19 protein-coding genes and 1 pseudogene are annotated in these 22,668 nt (G+C 71.3%); 4 read left to right on the forward strand and 16 right to left on the reverse strand.

Going from position 1 to position 22,668, the window contains the following annotated elements; genetic code table 11:
- Positions 1-18: 18 nt before the first annotated feature.
- The 15 genes from J7E22_RS15705 to J7E22_RS15775 all read right to left on the reverse strand — a co-directional run bounded on the left by J7E22_RS15705 (position 19) and on the right by J7E22_RS15775 (position 18,970).
- A complete protein-coding gene (locus tag J7E22_RS15705; RefSeq protein WP_214982766.1) occupies positions 19-741 on the reverse strand; it encodes a YggS family pyridoxal phosphate-dependent enzyme in 723 nt (240 codons plus the stop codon).
- Positions 742-748: 7 nt separating this feature from the next.
- Entirely contained in the window at positions 749-1,912 is a 1,164-nt protein-coding gene (ftsZ, locus tag J7E22_RS15710) for a cell division protein FtsZ (RefSeq protein ID WP_214982767.1), read from the reverse strand.
- A 195-nt stretch (positions 1,913-2,107) separates the two neighbouring features.
- Entirely contained in the window at positions 2,108-3,433 is a 1,326-nt protein-coding gene (locus J7E22_RS18345; protein WP_214982768.1) for an FtsQ-type POTRA domain-containing protein, read from the reverse strand.
- Positions 3,430-4,866: a UDP-N-acetylmuramate--L-alanine ligase gene (murC, locus tag J7E22_RS15720; RefSeq protein ID WP_214982770.1), complete on the reverse strand. Its 1,437-nt coding sequence runs from the start codon at positions 4,864-4,866 to the stop codon at positions 3,430-3,432. Before murC ends, J7E22_RS18345 begins: the two co-directional genes overlap by 4 nt.
- Entirely contained in the window at positions 4,863-6,035 is a 1,173-nt protein-coding gene (locus tag J7E22_RS15725; protein ID WP_308159278.1) for a glycosyltransferase, read from the reverse strand. The genes murC and J7E22_RS15725 overlap by 4 nt, the downstream gene beginning before the upstream one ends.
- The gene (gene ftsW, locus J7E22_RS15730) at positions 6,032-7,438 is read right to left on the reverse strand and encodes a putative lipid II flippase FtsW (protein ID WP_251009229.1); all 1,407 of its coding nucleotides are present in this window, start codon (positions 7,436-7,438) and stop codon (positions 6,032-6,034) included. The genes J7E22_RS15725 and ftsW overlap by 4 nt, the downstream gene beginning before the upstream one ends.
- On the reverse strand, positions 7,401-8,930 hold the full coding sequence (gene murD, locus J7E22_RS15735; protein ID WP_251009230.1) for a UDP-N-acetylmuramoyl-L-alanine--D-glutamate ligase: 1,530 nt from the start codon (positions 8,928-8,930) through the stop codon (positions 7,401-7,403). Before murD ends, ftsW begins: the two co-directional genes overlap by 38 nt.
- Positions 8,923-10,026, reverse strand: coding sequence for a phospho-N-acetylmuramoyl-pentapeptide-transferase (mraY, locus tag J7E22_RS15740; RefSeq protein ID WP_214982772.1), 1,104 nt, complete (start codon positions 10,024-10,026; stop codon positions 8,923-8,925). Before mraY ends, murD begins: the two co-directional genes overlap by 8 nt.
- Positions 10,023-11,543, reverse strand: coding sequence for a UDP-N-acetylmuramoyl-tripeptide--D-alanyl-D-alanine ligase (gene murF / locus J7E22_RS15745; RefSeq protein WP_214982773.1), 1,521 nt, complete (start codon positions 11,541-11,543; stop codon positions 10,023-10,025). The genes mraY and murF overlap by 4 nt, the downstream gene beginning before the upstream one ends.
- Entirely contained in the window at positions 11,540-13,156 is a 1,617-nt protein-coding gene (locus J7E22_RS15750; protein ID WP_214982774.1) for a Mur ligase family protein, read from the reverse strand. The genes murF and J7E22_RS15750 overlap by 4 nt, the downstream gene beginning before the upstream one ends.
- 35 nt (positions 13,157-13,191) lie before the next feature.
- Positions 13,192-14,961 (reverse strand): penicillin-binding protein 2, encoded by a 1,770-nt coding sequence (locus J7E22_RS15755; RefSeq protein ID WP_214982775.1) that lies wholly within the window; start codon positions 14,959-14,961, stop codon positions 13,192-13,194.
- A 49-nt stretch (positions 14,962-15,010) separates the two neighbouring features.
- Positions 15,011-15,784: a hypothetical protein gene (locus J7E22_RS15760; protein WP_214982776.1), complete on the reverse strand. Its 774-nt coding sequence runs from the start codon at positions 15,782-15,784 to the stop codon at positions 15,011-15,013.
- Position 15,785: 1 nt separating this feature from the next.
- Positions 15,786-16,745 (reverse strand): 16S rRNA (cytosine(1402)-N(4))-methyltransferase RsmH, encoded by a 960-nt coding sequence (gene rsmH / locus J7E22_RS15765; RefSeq protein ID WP_214982777.1) that lies wholly within the window; start codon positions 16,743-16,745, stop codon positions 15,786-15,788.
- 105 nt (positions 16,746-16,850) lie between these two features.
- Positions 16,851-17,282: a division/cell wall cluster transcriptional repressor MraZ gene (mraZ, locus tag J7E22_RS15770; RefSeq protein ID WP_214982778.1), complete on the reverse strand. Its 432-nt coding sequence runs from the start codon at positions 17,280-17,282 to the stop codon at positions 16,851-16,853.
- 1,292 nt (positions 17,283-18,574) lie between these two features.
- Entirely contained in the window at positions 18,575-18,970 is a 396-nt protein-coding gene (locus tag J7E22_RS15775) for a DUF3040 domain-containing protein (RefSeq protein ID WP_214982779.1), read from the reverse strand.
- Between the two features lie 96 nt (positions 18,971-19,066).
- Between J7E22_RS15775 and J7E22_RS15780 the strand changes: the two genes are divergently transcribed.
- Positions 19,067-20,185, forward strand: a complete 1,119-nt coding sequence (locus tag J7E22_RS15780) for a polyprenyl synthetase family protein (RefSeq protein WP_214982781.1) — start codon at positions 19,067-19,069, stop codon at positions 20,183-20,185.
- Between the two features lie 123 nt (positions 20,186-20,308).
- Here the strand turns inward: J7E22_RS15780 and J7E22_RS15785 are convergent, their stop codons facing one another.
- Positions 20,309-20,674: an Rv2175c family DNA-binding protein gene (locus tag J7E22_RS15785; protein WP_214982782.1), complete on the reverse strand. Its 366-nt coding sequence runs from the start codon at positions 20,672-20,674 to the stop codon at positions 20,309-20,311.
- A 218-nt stretch (positions 20,675-20,892) separates the two neighbouring features.
- On the opposite strand from J7E22_RS15785, the pseudogene J7E22_RS18450 reads away from it, so the two are divergent.
- The 3 genes and pseudogenes from J7E22_RS18450 to J7E22_RS15800 all read left to right on the forward strand — a co-directional run.
- Positions 20,893-21,135, forward strand: a pseudogene (locus tag J7E22_RS18450) (hypothetical protein); the annotation flags it as partial.
- 316 nt (positions 21,136-21,451) lie between these two features.
- Positions 21,452-22,012 carry a LysM peptidoglycan-binding domain-containing protein gene (locus tag J7E22_RS15795; protein WP_214982784.1) on the forward strand — a complete coding sequence of 187 codons (561 nt, stop codon included), beginning with the start codon at positions 21,452-21,454 and terminating at the stop codon, positions 22,010-22,012.
- Between the two features lie 193 nt (positions 22,013-22,205).
- Positions 22,206-22,668: protein kinase (locus J7E22_RS15800; RefSeq protein WP_214982785.1), on the forward strand; the 463-nt coding region annotated here is incomplete at its 3' end.

The following is a 22,668-nucleotide window of genomic DNA, read 5'->3' on the forward strand; positions in this document are numbered from 1 at the left end:
GGATGCCCTGTGACGAGGCTAGGCGGGAAGGGGCCGGTTTCCGGTGATTGCGGTCCCGATCCGCAGGTGTGTCGCGCCCTCGAGCACGGCGTCGGCGTAGTCACCGCTCATCCCCGCGGAGATGTCCGTCGCGGCGGGCTCGAGTTGCCGGACCCGGTCGGAGATCCGCCGCAGTCGGGCGAATGCGGCTCGCGGTGCTTCGTCGAGCGGGGCGACGGCCATCACACCGCGGAGGCGGATCGTGCCCGTGGCGAGGACCCGTTCCACCATCGCCTCGACGTCCTCGGGCCGGACACCGCCGCGATCGGGGTCGTCGGTCAGGTTCACCTGCACGAAGCCGTCGATCACGGGCGGCTCGGGCTCGGCCTCCGTGGGCGCGAAGGCGTCGACGACGGAGTCGCGATCGAGCGACTGCACCACGTGCGCGTACCGCCGGACCTGACGCGCCTTCTTCGACTGGAGCTGCCCGATGAAGTGCCAGGTGAGCGAGAGGTCGGCCAGCTCCGCGGCCTTCGCCTGCGCCTCCTGGTGGCGGTTCTCCCCCACGTCGGTGACGCCGAGGGCCGCGAGGCCGCGCACGAGCGACGCCGGGTGGAACTTCGTGACCACGATGAGCGTCAGCTCGTCGGGTGACCGGTCCGCGGCTCGCGCCGCGTCGGCGATGCCCTCCCGGACGGACGCGAGACGCGCCTCCAGTCCGTGGTCGTGACCATCGGATGGGAGGCGCGTCTCGGCAACCACGGCTGACTTACTTCAGGAAGTCGGGGACGTCGAGCTCGTCGTCGTCATCGTCGAAGGCCGGGTCGGCGGCACGCTGCGCGGGCGCGGCGTGCTCCTGCGACGCCCAGGACGGCGTGGAGGCCGTGGAGTCCTCGATCGCCGCGGTCGGGCCGCCGGCGGAGGACGATCCGCCCTCCGGGTCGACCCAGCTGGAGCGACGCTCCTTTTGCTGCTGCGTGGTGGGCTCTCCACCGTCGAAGCCCGCGGCGATGACGGTCACACGGACCTCGTCGCCGAGGGTGTCGTCGATGACCGCACCGAAGATGATGTTGGCCTCCGGGTGGACGGCTTCCTGCACCAGGCGCGCGGCGTCGTTGATCTCGAAGATGCCGAGGTTCGACCCGCCCTGGATCGAGAGCAGCACCCCGTGGGCGCCGTCGATCGAGGCTTCGAGGAGCGGCGATGCGACGGCCAGTTCGGCGGCCTTGATCGCACGGTCCGCGCCACGGGACGAGCCGATGCCCATGAGGGCCGAGCCGGCGCCCTGCATGACGCTCTTCACGTCGGCGAAGTCGAGGTTGATGAGACCCGGGGTCGTGATGAGGTCGGTGATGCCCTGCACGCCGGCGAGGAGGACCTGGTCGGCGGTCGCGAAGGCCTCGACCATCGAGATGCCGCGGTCGCTGATCTCGAGCAGGCGGTCGTTGGGGACGACGATGAGCGTGTCGACCTCGTCCTTGAGCGACGCGACGCCGTTCTCGGCCTGGGACTGGCGACGCTTGCCCTCGAAGCCGAACGGCTTCGTGACGACACCGATGGTCAGCGCACCGATCGACTTGGCGATGCGCGCGACGACCGGGGCACCACCCGTGCCGGTGCCGCCGCCCTCACCCGCGGTGACGAACACCATGTCGGCGCCCGCGAGGGCCTCTTCGATCTCCTCGGCGTGGTCCTCGGCGGCACGGCGGCCGACCTCGGGGTCCGCGCCGGCACCGAGGCCGCGCGTGATCTCCCGACCCACGTCGAGCTTGACGTCGGCGTCGCTGAGCAACAGCGCCTGGGCGTCGGTGTTGATCGCGATGAACTCCACGCCGCGCAGGCCGAGCTCGATCATGCGGTTGACGGCGTTGACGCCGCCGCCGCCGACACCGACGACCTTGATGACGGCGAGGTAGTTGTGGTTCGTGGTCACGTCAGTCCGGCCTCCGGTTGAACTCTCAACCTCTACTTGAAGTTCAGAGTCTTTGCTGCTATTTGTGGTGCTGCGACGACGCTACGGGTGCGCTCCGCGCCCTGTCGTGCCGCCACGCCGCGTGTCGTCGATCGCGTGGCGCAATTCGCGTCGCACGGGCGAGCGCTCGGGTCGGCGCGCGGGTCAGTGCTCGCGTCAGTGCTTCGCGCGGATGATGCCGTTGTCGGGGGCACTCACGTCGTACTCGACCGCCGTGCCCGGGTTCCGGGACGCGTGGTCCTTCACGAGTGCCGCCAGGAGCGCCGCCTTCGCGACCGACTCGTCCGGGCTTCCCCAGACGACCGTGGACTTGTCCTTCATGGTGAGCGTGACGTCGTCTGCCGTCGATGCCCTGACCGAGGCGACCTGCGCACGGACGGTGGAGGGCAAGGAGAGCACGACCTCGGTCATCGTGCGGAACACCGGCGACCCGAGCTTCGCCCGCCCTACGTCGGCGACGGGCATCGTCGCGGGCTGCTTCGGCGACGACTGCACGACGATCCCCGCCGGGTCGACCAGGGAGTACGAGCTCCCGGTCTTCACCGCGACGACGGGGGTCCGCTCGGTCACCGTCACGACGAGGGTGTGCGGCGGCGCCTCTTCCGTCACGTAGCTCTCGATGAGCGGGAACCCGGCGATGTCGCGCTTGATCGCTCCGAAGTCGAGCCGTGCCAGGGGCGTGCCGATCTGGTCGGACAGTGCCTGGCGGAGCGCCGTCTGGTCCACCCGGTTCGTGCCCTTGATCTCGATGCGCTGCAGCGCCATCAACGGTGAGAAGACGGCGACCAGGATCGACACCCCGAGCACCAGGACGACACCCGCTGCCGTGATCCACGCGGCTCGGCGGTGCCGGCTGCGGCGGGTGAACCGGCGGACCTCCGCGCGTTCGAGCAGCCGGCGGCGGCGCTTCGCGAGGCGCGCCTCGCGAGCGGTCTCGGCGGCGCGGACGCCGGCACCGATCGGCGCCTCGTCGTGGTGGTCCGGACGGGAGGCACGGTGCGGGTCGATGACGTCGGTGATCGTCGCGTCGTGGTCACCGTCGTCGATCCGGTCGGCGCCGTCGCCGTGGGCGCCGTCACGCGATGCCCGTGCGTCGGGGTCGCGGAACTCCTCGTCGGGGGTCAGCTCGCGGAGCCGTTCCGCGACGCTCGACAGGCCCTCGCCGAACCGGCGACCGGCGGCACCGGCGAAGACGCCGGCGCGTGCCCGAGGCGTCGCCGCGACGTCGGGTGCGGCCTCGTCGGTCAGGGGCCGGTCGGCCATCGCCCGGGCAGTGTCCGCGCCGAGGGTGTCGGGCGTGACCCCGTCGCCGACCGGACGGTCCGCGGACGACGCGCCCCGCGCCTCCAGGCCGTCGACCGGGCGTCCGCGGGACGGACGCCGCGCCCGGAACGGAGCACGACGCTCACCGCGCGGTGCCACCACCGCGTCGGCCTCGTCCGGCGTGGCCGGACGGTCGTCGAACCCCTCGGGACGCTTCACCGGGACAGCGCTCCGTCGTCCTGCAGGGCATCGTCCTGCAGGGCACCGAGGACCTGCGGGATGATGCGGTACACGTCACCGCAGCTGAGCGTCATGATGATGTCGCCGTCGTGCGCCACCGCGGCCGCGCGGGCGGAGGCCTCGGCCCAGTCGGGCAGGAACTCCACGCGGGTCTGGTCGTGGAAGCGCTCCTGCACCAGGGCGCCGGTCACGCCGGGCTCCGGGTCCTCGCGGGCACCGTAGACATCGAGCACGACGGTGTGGTCGGCGAGCTCCTCGTAGACCTTCGCGAAGTCACCGGCCATCAGGCGGGTCCGCGAGTACAGGTGCGGCTGGTGGATCGCGATGATCCGGCCGTCCCCGACGACGTTCCGTGCCGCCTTGAGCGCGGCGGCCACCTCGGTCGGGTGGTGCGCGTAGTCGTCGTACACGGACACGCCGCGCTCGACGCCGTGCAGCTCGAAGCGACGCTGCGTGCCGCCGAACGCCTCGATGCCGCGGAGCGCGTCCGAGGGCGCGACGCCGAGACCGACCAGGACCGCGAAGGCGCCGACGGCGTTGATCGCGTTGTGGCGACCGGGCACCCGGAGCGTCAGGTGGTGGGTCTCGCCGGCGGACCGGAAGTCGACCTCGACGCCGGCTGACTCGACGATGCGCTCGATCCGGACATCGGCGTCCGCGGCTTCGCCGAACGTGACGATCTCCGGCGCGTCCGGTCGTGCCCGGAGGCCCGCGGTCACGGTCTTCGCACCGGCGTCGTCGCTCGAGATGACGACGCGCTCGGAGGCCTTCGCCGCGAACTCGACGAACGCGTCGATGAAGGCCTGCTCGCTGCCGTAGTGGTCAAGGTGGTCGGCGTCGACGTTCGTGACGAGCGCGACCGCGACGTCGTAGAGCAGGAACGAGCCGTCGGACTCGTCGGCCTCGACGACGAACAGGTCGCTCGTGCCGGGCGCCGAGCTCGTCCCGAGGGACTGGATGACGCCGCCGTTCACGAAGCTGGGGTCCAGCCCGAGCTCGACGAGGGCGGTGACGATCATGCCGGTCGAGGTGGTCTTGCCGTGCGCGCCGGCGACCGCGACCAGGCGGTGCTCGGCGATCAGCGCGGCGAGGGCCTGTGACCGGTGCAGGACGGGGAGGCCGCGGCGCTGGGCCTCGAGCAGCTCGGGGTTGTCGGGCCAGAGGGCGCTCGTCACGACCACGGTGTCGGCGTCACCGAGGTTCGCCGCGTCGTGCCCGATGTGCACGTCGGCGCCGAGGTCGCGCATCGTGCCGGTCGTGCCGGACTCGCGCGCATCGCTGCCGGACACCCGGTGCCCGGCCGCGAGGAACAGCCGTGCGATGCCGCTCATGCCCGCACCACCGATGCCGATGAAGTGCACCGTCCCGAGGTCGTCGGGGATCGGCTGGGTCAGGTCGGGCTTGATCGTCATGGTTCCTCCGTGGTGCGTGCGGCGCGCTGCTCCGGGCTGGCCGGTCGCTCCGGGCTCGCCGGTCGCTCCGGGCTCGCCGGTCGCGCGGGGCGAGCCGGTCGCTCGGCGGCGTCGAGCACGAGATCCGTCATCCGGTCGGCGCCGTCCCGGTGGCCGACGCTGCCTGCACGCACCGTCATGTCGGCGATCCGGGCACGGTCCTGCAGGATCGTCAACAGCTGGAACGTCACCCAGTCCTGGTCGAATTCCTGATCGGCCACCAGGACCGCTCCACCTGCGGCGACGACGTCCTTCGCGTTGTGGCGCTGTTCGCCGTTGCCGACAGGGTACGGCACCAGCACGCTGGGCAGCCCGACGGCAGTGAGCTCGCAGACCATGCCGGCACCTGAGCGGGAGACCACGAAGTCGGAGGCGGCGTACGCCAGGTCCATCCGGTCGCAGTAGGGCAGGACGTGGTAGCCGTCGAGGTCGCTCGGACCGATGTCCGACGCTGCGCCGACGACGTGCAGCACCTGCCACCCGGCGCCGACGATCGCCGCCGCGGAACGGTTGATCGTGCGGTTGATGCTCCGCGCCCCGGACGAGCCGCCGGTCACGAGCAGCACCGGGCGGTCGGCGTCGAGCCCGAACGTCGCCAGGGCCTCGGCACGGACGGCGCGACGGTCGAGGGACTCGATCTCACGTCGGAGCGGCATCCCGACCACCCGGCCGTGCCGCAGCCGCGTGTTCGAGAACGTCAGGCCGACGTGGTCGGTGAGGAACGCGGCGAGACGGTTCGCCAGCCCCGGCTTCGCGTTCTGCTCGTGCACCACGATCGGGGTGCCGGTGCGCTTCGCCGCGATGTAGGCCGGTGCGGCCGCGTAGCCGCCGACGCCGAGGACGACCTCGACCTCGCGCTCGCGGATGATCTGCTCGGTGGTGCGGACCGCACGCCAGAAGGCGCCCGGGAACCGCAGTGCGGCAGCGTTCGGCTTCCGCGGGAACGGCAGGCGCGGGATCGTCAGGAGTTCGTAGCCGCGCATCGGCACGAGCCGGGACTCCAGGCCCTCGGCGGTCCCGAGCACCAGGACCTCGGCGTCGGGCCGACGCTCGGTCAGCCGGTCGGCGACGGCGAGCAGGGGGTTGACGTGGCCGGCGGTGCCACCGCCGGCGAAGAGGTAGCGGCTCACCGCGGGACTCCGTTCCTGGCCGGGCGGCCGGTGCGGGCAGCGGGGTCGATCTGAGCGGCGGCGCCGGTCCGGGGATCGGTGCCGCTCCGGGCGGCGGAACCCGTCCGGGTGGCGCGGCCCGTCCGCGCTGCGAGGTCCGTCCGGGTCGGCATCTGGTTCTTGGCCGGGAGCTCCCGCGCGAACGAGAGCACGACGCCGATCGCGACAAGGGTCATGATGAGTGCCGAACCACCGGCTGAGATGAGCGGGAGTGGCACGCCGAGGACCGGCAGCAGGCCGAGCACCACGGCGATGTTCACCAGGGCCTGCCCGATGATCCACGCGAGCACCCCGCCCGTGACCGTCTTCACGAAGGGATCGTTCGACTGCCGGATGATCTTGATCATGCTGATCGCCAGCACCACGAAGAGGCCCAGGACGACGACCGCCCCGACCAGGCCGAGTTCCTCGCCGATGATCGCGAAGATGTAGTCGTTGTCCGCCTCGGGCAGCCACGACCACTTGGCCTTGGAGTTGCCGAGCCCGACGCCGAACACCCCGCCGGACGCCAGTGCCCACATGCCGTGGACCGGCTGCCAGCAGAGGTCCTGGTACTGACTCGTGTCGGTGCACCCGGACAACCAGGCGCTGATGCGGGTCGACCGGGAACTCGACGCCATCGTCACGAACGGCAGCATCACCGCGATCGCGCCCACGCCGACCAGCAGGTGCTTCGCACGGGCACCGCCGACGTACAGCGCGCCGAACACCAGGATCATCATGATCATCGCGGTGCCCTGGTCGCCACCGACCAGGACCAACCCGATCGACCCGAGGCTCGCGATCCCGATCGGGATGAAGACCTCTTTCCAGTCGTCGAGCTTGTCCCGCTTGACGTACATGATCGCGCCGATGCCGAGCACGAGCGCGAGCTTCAGGATCTCGGACGGCTGCGCGGTGAACGACCCCACCTTGATCCAGTTCCGGTTGCCCTGGATCGAGTAGCCGAGCGGCGTGAGGACCACGAGGGCCTGCACGACCAGGCCGATGCCGACGATCCACATCGCCCAGCGACGCCAGAACCGGGCGGGCAGGCGGCTCGCGATGAGCATGAGCGGGACACCCAGGACCGCGTACAGCCCCTGGCGCGACGCGGCACCGAAGAAGTCGTGCGTCGCCGCGTACTGCTCGACGCTCGACGACGACAGGACCATCACGACGCCGAAGACGACGAGGAACAGGGTGACGCCGAGGATCGTGTAGAACGTGCTCGACTCCGCGACGAACACGTTCTTGACGGCGACGACCGCGCCGTTCGTGCGTCGGGCGGCCGTGCTCGGGGCGCTCATCGTCGTCCGGCTGCGTGCGCCGCGGGTCCCCGCAGCGCTACGGCCGTTCGCCGGAAGGTCGGTCGGTGTCGCCATCGGCGCTTCCCTCCAGGTGCTCGTGGACCGCCGTCGCGAAACGACGCCCCCGGTCCGCGTAGGAACCGAACTGGTCGAACGACGCGGCTGCCGGGGCGAGGAGGACCGTGTCGCCCGGTCTCGCGACCGATGCGGCATGCCGGACCGCCTCGGGCATGACCTGATCAGTGTCCGACGCCTCGACCTGCAGGACCGGTACCCCGGGCGCGTGTCGCGCGAATGCCTCCAGGACGGGGGTCCGATCGGTGCCGATCACGACGACCCCGCGCACGTCCGCGCCGAATCGAGCGACGAGCGCGTCGATGTCGACGCCCTTGAACAGGCCACCCACGATCCAGACGACCTTGTCGAACGACGCCAACGAGGCCGTGGCCGCGTGCGGGTTCGTCGCCTTCGAGTCGTCGACCCACGCGACGCCGTCGGCCGAGGCGACGAGTTCCGTGCGGTGGTGGTCGGCGCGGAACGACCGCACGGCGGTGCGGATGTCGTGGGGCGGCACGGCGCCCGCCCGTGCGAGTGCCGCCGCGGCGAGCACGTTCATGGTCATGTGCGGGCTCGCGAGACCGGCTTCCTCGAGGTCCGCGATGGTCGCGAGCTCGAGGGCGCTGTTCCGGCGGTCGTCCCCGAAGGCACGGTCGCACAGGACGTCGTCGACGATCCCGACGTCGCCGGGCGCGGGCACGCCGGGCGTGAAGGCGACGGCGCGGCAGCCCTCCACCACGTCGGCCTCCTCCACCATGTGGCGGGTGACCTCGTCGGTCGCGTTGTACACGCACGCGAGCACGGTGCGCTCGTAGACCTTCGCCTTGGCCGCCCGGTACGCCTCAGCCGAGCCGTGCCACTCCAGGTGGTCGTCGGCGATGTTGAGGCAGGCGCTCGCGAGCGGCACCACCGCGCCGTCGCCGGACGTCGGCATGTAGTGGAGCTGGTGGCTCGAGAGCTCGACCACGAGCACGTCGAAGCCGTCCGGGTCGCGGACGACGTCGAGCACCGGCACGCCGATGTTCCCGCAGGCGACGGCCCGGAGACCCGCGGCCTCGTACATGGCGGTCGTCAGCTGGGTGGTCGTGGTCTTGCCGTTCGTCCCGGTGATCGTGACCCACGGCGCTGCCACGGGACCCCGGACGACCTTGTCACGCACCCGCCACGCGAGCTCGATGTCGCCCCACACCACGCTGTTCGCCACCGACCACTCGACCGTCGCGTTGTGCGGCGGCAGCCCGGGCGAGACCACGACGACGTCGGGCGCCTGCTGCTCGAGCTCGGGCGGGACCCGGTCGAGCGGCGTCTGGACGAACGTGGCGCCGATCACGTCGAGCAGCTCGACGCTGTCCGCCGGGGCGTCCGTCGAGTACACCGTGACGGTGCTGCCCAGCTCGACCAGGGTGTCGGCGACGGAGAAGCCGGTCGCACCGAGTCCGAGGACGGCGACGTCGAGTCCCTTCCACCCCTCGGAGTACCAGCTGTCGAGGGAGGTCAGGCGATCAGCCAACGCGCGCGATCCATTCGAGGTAGAAGAGTCCGACACCGGCCGCGACGCAGAGCCCCGCGATGATCCAGAACCGGACGACGACGGTCACCTCGGCCCACCCCTTCAGCTCGAAGTGGTGGTGCAGCGGACTCATCCGGAAGATCCGCTTGCCGTGGGTGATCTTGAAGTACGCCCGCTGCAGGATGACCGACCCGGTGACGATGAAGAACAGACCACCGATCAGGATGAGCAGCAGCTCGGTGCGGCTGAGGATCGCGAGTCCGGCCAGGGCACCGCCGAGGCCGAGCGACCCGGTGTCACCCAGGAAGATCTGCGCCGGCGAGGTGTTGTACCAGAGGAAGCCGATCAGCCCACCGCAGACCGCTGCCGCGACGACGGCGAGGTCGAGCGGGTTGTTCACGGTGTAGCAGGCGTGTGCGGTGTTCGCGTCGAGCCGGGCGCCGCCGCAGATCTGGTTCGACTGCCAGAAGCCGATGATCACGTACGACCCGATGGCCAGGATGCTCGAACCGGTGGCCAGGCCGTCCAGTCCGTCGGCCACGTTCACGCCGTTCGACGTGGAGACCGTCAGCAGCACGATCCACGCGAGGAACAGGATGGTGCCGATCACGGTGCCGAGCGCCATGAAGTCGAGCCACGGGATGTCCCGGATCGCCGACACCATGGTGGACGCCGGGGGCTTCCCGTTCGACGTCGGCACCACGAGCGCGATCGTCGCGAAGATGACCCCGACGATGACCTGACCGAGGACCTTCGCCCACCCGCCGAGCCCGAGACTCCGCTGCCGCCGTACCTTCAGGAAGTCGTCGATGAACCCGACGAACCCGAGGCCGACCATCAGGAACAGGACGAGCAACCCGGAGAGCGTGATCGAGTCGCGCCCGACCAGGTGCCCGACGAAGTACCCGATGACGGCGCCGATGATGAGCACGATGCCGCCCATCGTTGCGGTCCCGCGCTTGGTGTGGTGCGACTGCGGTCCGTCGTCACGGATGAACTGTCCCCACCCGAGTCGGTGGAACAGCTTGATGAAGAACGGCGTGAGCAGCAGTGTGAACACCAGCGACACGGCGCCGGCGACCAGGAGCGCGATCATTCGGTGACACCTCCGAGGCGGTCGCCGAGGAACCGCAGCTCGGCCGACTTCGAGGACTTGACGAGGACGACGTCGCCGGGGCGGAGCATCTCCTCGACGGCGCGGACGGCGTCGTCGACGTCCTCGACGTAGACGGACTCGCCGTCCCACGATCCCTCGAGGGTGGCGGCCTGGTGGATCGGGCGAGCGCCGCGGCCGACGACCACGAGCTGCCCGATGCCGAGACGGACGACGAGGCGACCGATGCGGTCGTGCTCCTCGACGGAGAACTCGCCGAGCTCGGCCATCTCGCCGAGGACGGCGACGGTCCGCTCCCCCGGGCGCACGATCTGCGCCAGGGTGCGGAGGGCGGCCGCGGTCGAGTCCGGTGACGCGTTGTACGCGTCGTTGATCACGGTGACGCCATCCGGGCCGCCGGGCATGAGCTCCATGCGCCAGCGCTCGGCACGCGTCATGGAGGCGAGTGCCTCGGCTCCGGCCGCGAGGGGCACGCCCCACAGGTGCGCGACCGTCAGTGCGGCGGACGCGTTCATCGCGTGGTGCTCACCCAGGATGGCGAGGCGGACGTCGACGGTCTCGGGGAGGTGATCCGTTCCTCCAGGCAGGGTTGCTTGTGCGGAGTGCTCCCCTTCCCGACGGACGGGAGGCGCGGTGAGCGTGAAGCGGGTGCCGCTGCGGTCCGTCTCGATGCCGCTGATGCGGTAGTCGGCGTCCGCCGACGTGCCGAAGCCGACCACCTGGGCGGCCGTGACGGCACGCATCGACGCGACCCGGTCGTCGTCCACGTTGAGGAGCGCCGTCGCCGACGCGGGCAGGTCGGTGACCATCTCGGACTTCGCGCGCTGCGTCGCCTCGATGCCACCGAACTCACCGGCGTGCGCGAGGCCCACCTTGAGCACCGCACCGACGTCGGGCCCGGCGATCGAGACGAGCTTCGCGATGTGACCGACGCCGCTCGCCCCCATCTCGACGACGAGGTACCGGGTGTCGTGGGTGATCCGGAGCATCGAGATCGGGGCGCCGACGTGGTTGTTGAACGACCCCTGGGGCGCGACGGTCTCGCCGTGCTGCTCGAGGATCGTGCGGAGCATGTTCTTCGTGCTCGTCTTGCCGTTGGAGCCGGTGATCCCGACGACGTGCAGCGGAGCGGGCGCACCGGACTCGTCGACACGGTCGGCGCTGCTGGCACGGACGCGCGCGACGACCTCGTGCGCGAGCGCGGCGAGGGCGGCGTAGCCGTCGGCGACGACGATCTGGGGAGCGGTCGTCTCGACCAGTTCGGGCGTGACGACGAGCGCGGCACCGGCCTCGGTCGCGGCCGGGACGAACCGGCGGCCGTCGGTGACTTCGCCGGGCAGGGCGAAGAACACGCTGCCCGGACGGACCAGGCGGGAGTCGGTCTCGACCGTGCCGTCGACGACGAGGTCGCCCGGGGCGGCGACGTCGGTTGCCTGCGCACCGGCGAGCAACTCGCCGTCGACCGCGGTGGCGATCTCGGCGAGGGTCATGGGGATCATCGGGTCTCCTCCGCGGGGCCGGTGTTCGGCTCCCAGCCGGCCTCGCGCAGGGCCGCACGGGCCTCGTCACGGGCGGAGTACGGGGTGCGGACGCCCTGGATGTCGCGGTAGTCCTGGTGGCCGGGACCGGCCCAGAGGATCGAGTCCCCCTCGCCCACCAGGCTGATCGCGGTGCGGATCGCGGCCTCGGGAGGCGTGACCTCGTGGAGCTCGTGCTCGGGGAAGGCCTCGTGGGCGGCGTCGACCAGGGTCTTCCGGATCGATGCGGCGTCCTCGAACCGGGGGTGGTGGTCGGTGATGACCAGGATGTCCGACCCTGCGGCGGCCACTCGGGCCATGTCCGCGCGCTTGGTGGTGTCGCGGTCGCCGTCGGCACCGAAGAGCATCAGGACCTTGCCGGACGTGAACTGCCGCACCGCGGCCAGGGTGTTCTCGAACGCGTCCGGGCTGTGGCCGAAGTCGACGTAGACACTCGGTCCGCGGTCGCCGGACACCCGCTCGGTCCGGCCGGGCAGGTAGCACTCGATGGCGCTGACGGTCGGGGCATCCTCGTAGTGACGGTGGTTGCTCTCGAGCGCCTGCGCGATCGCGCCGAGTTCGAACCCGCCCTCGACGAGCATCACGATCGCCAGTGCGGCGTTCGCGGCCATGTGCCAACCGATCAGCGGCACCCGGGTGGTGAGCTCGCGGCCCTCCGGTCCGGTCAGGCGGAACTCGGTGTACGCGGCGTGCGCTTCGACGATGTCGACGTGCCACTCGGCCTCGACGTCGGGGTGCACGGTGATGGTCGTGACCGGGATCCGGGAGTCCTGCACGACGCGGTGGCCCCAGTCGGTGTCGAGCGAGACCACGCCGCGGCGCGCGTGCTCCGGCTGGAACAGCGGCAGCTTCGCCTGGTAGTACTCCTCCATGTCGGCGTAGTCGTCGAGGTGGTCGTGCGACAGGTTCGTGAACGCCGCGACGTCGAAGACGATGCCGTCGACACGGTGGCGGCTGAGTGCCTGCGCGCTCACCTCCACCGCGACGGCACGGACCTCGCTCTCGCGCATCCTGGCCAGGAGGGCGTGCATCTCACTCGCCTCCGGCGTGGTCAGCCGACTCGTGACGCTGAGGGAACCGATGTGCCGTTCCGCGGTGCTGCTGAGCCCGGCGACCAGGCCGAGCTGCTTGAGGATGCCCTCGAGGATGTACGAGGTGCTCGTCTTCCCGTTCGTCCCCGTGACCGCGAAGAGCTGCGGCAGGTCGGTGGCCTCGTCCGGGTGCGTGCGGTACACCCACGCCGACACGTCGCCGAGCGCCGCCCGGGGGTCGTCGACGACCAGGACCGGGAGGCCGGACGGCTCCGCGAGCGCGACACCGTCGGCGTCGGTCAGGACCGCCACGGCACCGCGCTCGGCGGCGTCGGTGGCGAACTGCGCCCCGTGGCGGTTCGCACCGTGCACGCCGACGAACAGGTCACCGGGCTGCACCTCGGCGGCGCTCAGGGTGACGCCGGTGGTCTCGACGGCGTCGACCGAACCGACGACGCGCAGACCGAACGCGTTCGCGAGTTCGGCGACGGGCCTCGGGGTCGGGTGTTCGGGCCGGAGGACCGGGGGGATCCGAGCGGACAAGTGCTCCTTCTTCCTCACCACGTGGACGGGTCGGGCTACCACGTTGACGGGTAGGTCCGTGCCTGCGTCGTGGAGGGGGCGACGCGGTACTTCTCGAGCACCTGGGACATGAGTGTGCGGAACGCCGGAGCCGCGCCACTGGACCACTTGTTGGCCTGCGGCTTCGTGAACGTCACCGTGACAACATACTGGGGGTCCTCGGCGGGTGCCATTCCGGCCACCGACGTGATCCGCTCAGAGCCGTAGCCCTTCGCGCCGTCCGCGACCTCGGCGGTCCCGGTCTTCGCGGCGATGTTGTAGCCCGAGATCGGCTTCATCCCCACGAGCGTGCCGCCGGTGACCACGCTCTGCAGCATGTCGACGACCTGGGTGGCAGCGGCGTTCGACACGACACGCTTGCTCTGCACGTCGGGCGCGTCGATCGTCTTGCCGTCGGCCGTCTGGCAGCCCTTCACGAAGTGCAGCGGGATCCGGACACCCCCGTTCGCGAGGGTTTGGTAGATGCTCGCGACCTGGAGCGCCGTGGTCGAGATGCCCTGGCCGAACATCGAGTTGATGCCCGTCTGCTGGTCCCAGTTCGGGCTCTGCCCGTAGTTCATCGACGGCTGGCCGGGGTAGTCGATCGCCGACTCGGGCTGGAACAGCCCGAACGCCTTCATGTAGTCGTACCGTTGCTGCTGGGTCAGCCGTTGCCCGAGCTCCGTGATGCCGACGTTCGACGAGTCGCGGAGGATGCCCGTCAGCGTCAGGTTCTCGGTGGGGTGGAACTCGGAGTCGTGGATGGTCCCGCCCCAGGGGAAGGTCCGCGAGTACGGCACGACCGCCTGGTCGGTGGGGCTGGACTTGCCCTGGTCGATGAGCGCCGCCGCGATGGCCGCCTTGATCGTCGATCCGGGTTCGTAGCTCGCCGTCAGGGCACGGGACCCGTAGGCGCCCTTGTCCTTCGTCCCGTCGACGTTGTTCGGGTCGACGGTCGGGTAGTCGGCGACGGCGAGGAGCTCGCCGGTCTTCACGTTCGTGACGGTCGCGGTGGCGGACTCGGCACGCAGGTCCTTCGCGGCGGACGCGACGGTCTGCTGCGCCATGTACTGCAGGTCGCTGTCGATGGTGGTCTCGAGCGTGCCGCCGTTCTTCGCCTTCTTGGTGGTCACCGTGCTGCCCGGGAGCTGCACGCCGTCCTCGCCGCGCTCGTACGTCTCGGAACCGTTCGACCCCGCCAGGCACTTGTCGTACGCGTACTCCAGCCCGGCCTGCGCACCGTCGGTGCCCATGAAGCCGGTCAGCGCGCCCGTGGTCGCCCCGGTCGGGTACACCCGGGCCGCCTGCTTCTCGGCGTAGATCCACGGGATGCCCAGCGCGGTGACGGCCTCGTACTGCCCCACGTCGAGCCCCTTCGCCACGTAGGCGAAGTCGGACCGGGGGTTCGCCGCGATCACGTGTTGCATCGCACCGACCGTGGCTCCGGAGGCCTTCGCCAGCGCTTGCAGGGCGGTGTCGACGGAGACGTTCTTCACCCGCGACCCACCGAGCTTGCCCACGAAGTCCTTCACCAGGCGCGGTGCGGTGGTGATGTTGTACCGGCTCACGCTGTCGGCCAGCTGCGTCCCGTCGCGGTCCACGATCGAGCCGCGGGTCCCGGCGATCGTCACGGGGATGCTGCGCTTCGCCTTCGCGGCGTCGTTGAGTTCGGCTGCCTGCACGACCTGGATGTCGACGAGGCGGACTACGAAGACCGCCACCAGGGCGATCACGGCGATCATGACGATGCTGTATCGCAGGCGTCGGTTGCGGATCGTCTTCGTCACGCGGTGCGGTCCTTCCCGGGTGGTGCGTCAGGGTGATCCCGCCCGCAGGTCACCGGGTGGTGGGTGCCTGGAGCTGGTTCGGGTCGGACTCTACGGAGGACTTCGGGGAACCCTGGCTCGACGCGCTGGCGCCGCCGGTGTTCCCAGCGTCGCCCGTCGTGCCGGACGTGGTGTCGGTGCTCGACGCGGTGGAGCCCGTCGTCGCGGCCGCTCCCGCGCCGGTCGTGGTGCTCGTGGAGGTGCCTGCTGCTCCGCTCGCCGTGCTCGCAGCCGAGCCGGACGCTGAGCCGGTCGCCTTGCCCGTCTCCTTGCTCGCCGAGGTGTCCCCCTGCGAGGCGGCGAGCGGCACGCCGTTCAGCAGCGCGTTCGGCACCTGGTTCTCACTGCTCGCAGTGGCCTCGTCCGGCGCGGCCGGCGTCGGCGTGCCGTACACCCGACCGGTCTTGGGGTCGAGGTACACCGGCGTCGAGTTCGCGATCATCCCGAGCGACTGCGCGTTGCGGGCGAGGTTCTGCGGCGAGTCGAGCACCCGCAGGTTCTCGGACAGGGACTGCTGCGTCCGCGACAGCTTCGTCTGCTGCGCCGACAGTGAGCTCAGCGTGTAGGCGCCCTGGCTGAGCACCATGCTGATCCCGAGCTGGGCCAGGAGCAGGATCCCGAGCGCTGCGACCGCGATCACCGCGAACGCGATGCGGGGGCGTGCTCGGCGCTGCACCCGCGTCGGCGTGACCTCCACGAGCTCGGGACGCCCACGACCGGTGGACGGCCGCGGAGCGCGCGACGGGACGACGACGGGGTCGACGAGTGCGAGGTTCGTGCTCATGTCACTTCCGGATCCGCTGGGCCGCGCGCAGGCGCACGGGTGTAGCTCGGGGGTTGGCGGCGCGTTCGGCTTCATCGGCCAGTTCTGCGCCCTTGACGATCAGGGAGTACGTCGGGGCGTGCTCGGGGAGCTCGACCGGCAGGCCGGCAGGGGCGCTGGACGTGGTGCGTTCGACGAGGGCCCGCTTGACGATGCGGTCCTCGAGTGACTGGTAGCTCTCGACGACGATCCGACCGCCGACCGCGATGGCATCGAGCGCCGCCGGGATGGCCCGCTCGAGGACGCTGAGTTCCGCGTTGACCTCGATGCGGAGCGCCTGGAAGACCCGCTTGGCCGGGTGCCCCTGGCGCTGGATCGCGACCGGGGTGGCGTCGTGCAGGACCTGCACGAGGTCGCCGGACATCTCGAACGGCGCGGTCTCGCGTCGCTGGACGATCGCCCGGGCGTACCGAGCCGCGAGCTTCTCCTCGCCGTAGCGCTGGAAGATCCGGCGCAGCTCGCCCTCGTCGTAGGTCGCGAGGACGTCGGCCGCGGTCTGCCCGTCCGTACGGTCCATGCGCATGTCGAGCGGGGCGTCCTGGCTGTAGGCGAACCCGCGCTCCGCACGGTCGAGCTGCAGCGACGAGACGCCGAGGTCGAACAGCACGCCGTCGACCGCGTCGAACCCCTCGTCCGCGACGGCGTCGGGCAGCCCGTCGTACACGGTGTGCACGAGGCGCACGCGGTCGCCGAAGCGGGCGAGCCGCTCCCCCGCGATGCCGAGGGCGTCCGTGTCGCGGTCGAGGCCGATCAGCGTCAACTCGGGAAAGCGCTCGAGCAGCCCCTCGGCGTGTCCGCCCATCCCGAGCGTCGCGTCGACGACGACCTTGCCCGGCCCGTCGAGGGTCGGCGTGAAGAGGTCGACGATGCGCTGCAGCATGACCGGCGTGTGCGGGAAACGCGGTGAGTCGTTGTCTGCCATGTGCAGCCCCTCGTCTCCTGGGCCGCGGGTCCGGATCCCCATCCATGCGACCTGACACCGGGGAAGGTGTGTCAGGGCGGACGGCTGGGAGTCCCGATCCACGGATCAGAAGATCCCCGGGATCACCTCCTCGTCGTTGTCGGCGAAGCCCTCTTCGACCTCGGCGTAGTAGGCCTCCCACGCGGGGGTCGACCAGATCTCGGCACGGTCACCGCTGCCGATGACCGTCAGGTCCCGCTCGAGCCCCGCGTAGTCGCGGAGGTTCTGCGGGATCGTGACGCGGTTCTGCTTGTCGGGCTGCTCTGCGCTCGCTCCAGAGAGGAACAGGCGCATGTAGTCACGCGTGCGCTTCGACGTCATCGGGGCGGTGCGGATGCGCTCGTGGATCTCCTCGAACGTGTCCGCGCTGAAGACGACGACGCAGCGCTCCTGGCCGCGGGTCATCACGAGTCCGCCGGACAGTTCTTCCCGGAACTTGGCGGGGAGGATCACGCGACCCTTCTCGTCGAGCTTCGGGGCGTAGGTACCGAGCAGCACGTCGGGCCTCCCCTCAGCTCCACCGGACCGATGCAAGCCCCACTTTACTCCACTCCCCTCCCCACACCTAGGTTTTCGCTCCCGGAAACACCCCCGGCACTCGTTCTGGGGGTCGAGCGGGTGCTCCGCTCCGGAGTTCCAGCCGGCCGCTGGCCCGGAACGGCGGGCCTGTGGTGCGTGGTGGGGGCCGTGGAGGGAAGTGGAGGACTTTCACACCCCCAGGGCGTCCTGGAGGCGCGCCGCACCCCCGCCACGCCGCCCCCGCCCGCCCCTGGTCCCGACCCGGATCGCCGAGCGGGCACTTCTCGTCCCTCTCGTAGCCCCCGCCCGACGCATTCCGCCCGCTCGCCGGCCCGCACGCGGCGCGTCCTGCACACTCGCGTCCGCGTCTCCGGCCCCCGCGCTGCGCCATGCCGCTCCCGAGCTCGCACGACGCACCGCCCGCCACCGCGGGAGGCTGCAGGAACTGCGCCCTCGGGCGTCCGGCGCCCCGAGGCGCGTCGAGCGGGCCCTGTTCGTCACGCTCCAGGTACCGACGCGACCGATTCCGCCCGCTCGGCGCACACCCCGCTGCGCGCCCTGCCCGCTCGGCGATCGGCTGCCGCGGGGCGCACCGCGGCGCACCGTCCAGGCGTCGGGGGCTCGAAGTGCGTCGAGCGGGCGGTTTTCGTCACGCTCGTGGCGGCGGGCCGACCGATTCCGCCCGCTGGGCGTACACCCGGCGGCGTGTCGTGCCCGCTCGGCAGTCGGCTACTCCAGGCGCACCGCGGCGCGCCCGCCCTGGCGTCGGGAGCTCCGAAGCGCGTCGAGCGGGCGGTCTTCGTCACGCTCGAGGCGCCGGGCCGACCGATTCCGCCCGCTCGGAGCACACCCCACGGCGCGCCCTGCCCGCTCGGCGGTCGCCTACCGCCAGCGCACCGCCCGGGCGTCGGGAGCCCCGAGGCTCGTCAAGCGGGCACTGTTCGTCACGCTCGAGGTGCCGACGCGACCGACTCCGCCCGCTCGGCAACGGCGCGCGGCGCGTCGTGCCCGCTCGGAGTGCTGCCCCGACCGATTCCGCCCGCTCGGCAACCGGCGCGCGGCGCGTCCTGCCCGCTCGAGGCGCACCGCGCGGCCAGCCCGGCCGCTCGGGCCGGGGCACCGCCCGGTGGCCCAGCGTGCTCGAAGAACACCACGCCCGGAGCCGGGCCCGGCGCAACCGGCCCGGGCATGCAGAACGGGGCCGGTCCCGAAGGACCGACCCCGTGGAGGAGTGGGGAGCGCCCGACGCCGGAGGGCGCCGCGCTCAGGACCTACTGGTCCGGATCGTTCCGCTTGTCCCAGCGCTCGTTCATGCGCTCCATGAAGGATCCGCCACCGGACGCGGAGGGACGGGCACTCCCGCCACCGGCGGAGCGCGGTGCACGAGCCGGCTTCGCCTTCGGCGCACGCATGCCCGGACGCAACGCGAACAGCACGCCCGCGAGCATCACGACGAACCCGAGGATGCCGATGAGCGGCTGCCGGAACACGAGCCCGAGGATCACGACCGCGACCCCCGCGAGTGCACCGAGCACGCCGAGCGTGATGGAGGTGTACGACGGGCGGCCCTGGCGGCGGGTCACGCGCGCCACGAAGTCGGAGTCGTTCTGATAGAGACTGCGCTCCATCTCTTCGAGGAGTCGCTGCTCTTGCTCCGAGAGTGGCATCTGTGTTCCCTCTGTTCCTGGGATCGACGCTGGGCTGTGGACCCGGGTTTTGGTGGTCCGATTCTATGTCTCGACCGCTCCACTAGGGTAGGGACTGTGGCTGAGAGTACGCGATTAGTGGACCTCGTCTCGGCGCGAATCGACCGGGCCCTCGACGAGCAGCGTGAGCGCCTCGACGCGATCAGCCCGGACCTCGCGCCCTTCGACGAGTACGCCCGAGACCTGCTGTCCGGCGGCAAGCGCTTCCGGGCCCTGTTCTGCTACTGGGGATGGCAGTCCGTCGCCGGTCGGTCCGGCTCGTTCGACCCCCTGTCCGAGGGCTCCCGGCAGACCACCGCCGAGGCCGTCGTCACGGTCGCCGCGGCCCTCGAGGTCTTCCACGCCGCCGCCCTCGTGCACGACGACATCATGGACCGGTCCGACACCCGTCGTGGTCGTCCCGCTGCGCACCGTCGCTTCGAGTCCCTCCACCAGGACTCCGGCTGGGTCGGCGACCGCGCTCTGTACGGCACGAACGCGGCGCTCCTCCTCGGGGACCTGCTGCTGTCCCTGAGCGACTCCGTCTTCGACGAGGGGTTGGCGCTGCTGGACCCCGCTCGGGCGCGCGTCGTCCGCCAGGAGTTCCACACGATGCGCCTCGACGTGACCGCGGGGCAGTACCTCGACGTCCACGAGGAGACCGCCTGGCCGACCATCGACGAGGCCGAGCACCTCGTCCGCGCCCAGCGCGTCATCGTGTTCAAGTCCGCGAAGTACTCGGTCGAGGCGCCGCTGCTCATCGGCGCCCTGGTGGCCGGCGCGACGGAGGGTCAGCTCGAGGGCCTCCGCGCGTTCGGACTCCCCCTCGGCGTCGCGTACCAGCTTCGTGACGACATGCTCGGGGTCTTCGGCGACCCCGAGGTGACGGGCAAGCCCGCGGGCGACGACCTGCGCGAGGGCAAGCGCACGGTCCTGATCGCCTCGGCCCGGAAGGCGCTGGCGAACGGCCCGCGGCAGCTGCTCGACGAGCTCCTGGGCGACCCGGACCTCGACGAGGGCCAGGTGCAGATGCTCCGCGCGACCCTCACCGAGTCCGGCGCGGTCGCGGCCGTCGAACGGTCGATCGACCGGCACGTGCAGCGCGCGAAGGCCGCGCTCGACGCGGCCCCGCTGACGCCGTCGGCGCGCGAACAGCTCGCGACGCTCGCGGACACGGTCAGCCGCCGCGTCGCGTAGGCGCTGACGGACGGGAGGCGCGGGACCAGCTGGTCCCGCGCCTCCCGTCCGCCAATGGGTGCCGTCGCGCACACGAGCGCGGCGCGGTCGGAGCAGGTCCGGACTAGTCGGAGCAGGTCCGGACTAGAGGAGCGACTGGGCCACGCGACGGACCTCGGCCTTGCGGCCGGCGCGCAGCGCGGCGATCGGCGAGGTGCCGAGGGCGTCCTCGACGCCGAGCATCCAGCGCACCGCCTCGTCGTCGGTGAAGCCGTTGTCCCCCAGGACGATCAGCGTGCCGCGGAGTTCGGGGAGCGGCTCGGTGTCGTCCAGGAACTCGCTCGGCACCCGGAGCACGCCACCGACGCGGGCGGCGAGCAGCGTCTTCTGTTCGAACAGGCGGTGGACCCGCCCCGGGCTCACACCGAGCAGGTCGACCAGGTCGGGGACGGTCAGCCACCGCTCGGAGAGGGTCAGGTCATCGGTCGGTGCAGCGCTCACGCCGTCCATGTTGCCAGAGTGCCGCGGGCAGTCACACCGCAACGTTCGTCACACCAGTCACACACGCAACATCCGACTCTCTGGTTGACTTGGGAATCGCGCCATGCCAGCGTTGAGCCACCTGTGAGTGCGCGCATGCGTCCGGCTCACCGGAGGACAGGAGAAACCCCGTGGACCACTCCGCAGACGAAGACACCCGCCGAGCCCGATCCGCCCGCTTCGCGACGATGCCGATCGTCCTGGCCGGGACGCTCGCGGTGACCGCGGGACTCACCGGTCCGGTGGCGCACGCCGAGCCACGGCACGACGACGACACCGCCAACAAGCGCCACGTCGACCAGGACCGGAACGTCGGGGACCGCCCCGTGTTCGGGACCGCCCTCGCGCGGCCGTCGCAGACCACGGTCACCGAGGTCGCCGCGGTCCGGACGGCTCCGCACACCTACACGGTCCGCCAGGGCGACACCGTGTCCGGCATCGCCGCACGGTACGGCCTGTCCGCGCAGGAGGTCCTCGTCCGCAACGGCCTCGGCTGGAACACGATCATCCACCCGGGGCAGACCCTCCACCTCGCCACGGCTCCCGCCGCGAGTTCCGCGCCGACGACGACGCNNATCGCGCGTCGGCGTGTCGACGTCCGCCCTCCTCGGCGCGAACAACCTGTCGTCGCACTCGTTCATCTACCCGGGCCAGACCCTCCGCGTCCCCGCCGCGGGCTCCGCGCCGAGCGCCCACTCCGCGCCGACCGCGCACGCCAGCACCACCGCGGCGGCGCACTCGGGCAGCGTGAAGATCGGTGCCGGTGACACGATCGCCTCCCTCGCGGCAGCGCACGGCGTCTCGGTGAAGGCCCTGCTCAGCGCGAACGGCCTCAGCTACACCAGCACGATCTACGCCGGCAAGACCCTGGTGCTGCCCGGTGCGGTGGCGACCAGCTCGCGCTCGTCGTCCGGTGCGCTGTCCACGGAGCAGTGGAGCAACGCGCGGACGATCGTCGCCGTGGGTCGCTCGCTCGGGGTCTCCGACCGCGGCATCGTCGTCGCGCTGTCCGCCGCCATGCAGGAGTCCAGCCTCCGCAACCTGTCGCACGGCGACCGCGACTCCGTCGGGCTGTTCCAGCAGCGCCCGAGCCAGGGCTGGGGGTCCGCCGCCCAGCTGCAGGACCCGGCCACCGCGACGAAGCGCTTCTTCCTCGGGCACGCCGACGTCACGCGCGGGCTGCTCGACGTCAAGGGGTGGCCGTCGATGAGCGTCACCGCTGCGGCCCAGGCCGTCCAGGTCTCGGCCTACCCGAAGGCCTACGCGCAGTGGGAGCGGGCCGCCGAGGGTTGGTTGGCAGCGCTCTGAGCACCCCCGGGCCGGCGACGGGCGCTGCACGGGTGGCGACCGGTCCTCGCTCGACGGCGACCGGTGCTGCCTGGTCGTCGTGCGGACCCGCCGCGCCCCAACCGCGCCGCCGAGTCATCCTCGAGATCGAGATTGGGTCACGGCCGGTGCGTCAGTCGGGGTGCGTCCACTCCGCCTTCGTAGAATGCCGCCGATGACCACCAACGCCGCCACGGACCCGATGATCGGTCGCATGATCGACCACCGGTACCGCGTACGCTCCCGCATCGCCCGCGGGGGGATGGCGACGGTGTACCTCGCGACCGACGTCCGCCTCGAGCGACGCGTCGCGATCAAGATCATGCACGGGCACCTGGCCGACGACCAGGCCTTCCGTGAACGCTTCATCCAGGAGGCCCGTTCCGCGGCCCGGTTGTCCCACCCGAACCTGGTGGGCGTGTACGACCAGGGCGCCGAGGACGACACCGCGTACATCGTGATGGAGTACATCCCCGGGATCACCCTGCGGGACCTGCTGCAGGAGCACCATGCGCTCACGCCCGAGCAGGCGACCGACATCCTCCGCGCGGTCCTCGCCGGGCTGGCGTCCGCACACCGCGCCGGCATCGTGCACCGCGACCTCAAGCCCGAGAACGTGCTCCTCGCCGACGACGGCC

Origin of the sequence: Curtobacterium sp. ISL-83 (genome assembly GCF_018613895.1) — a bacterium.
Lineage (GTDB): Bacteria > Actinomycetota > Actinomycetes > Actinomycetales > Microbacteriaceae > Curtobacterium.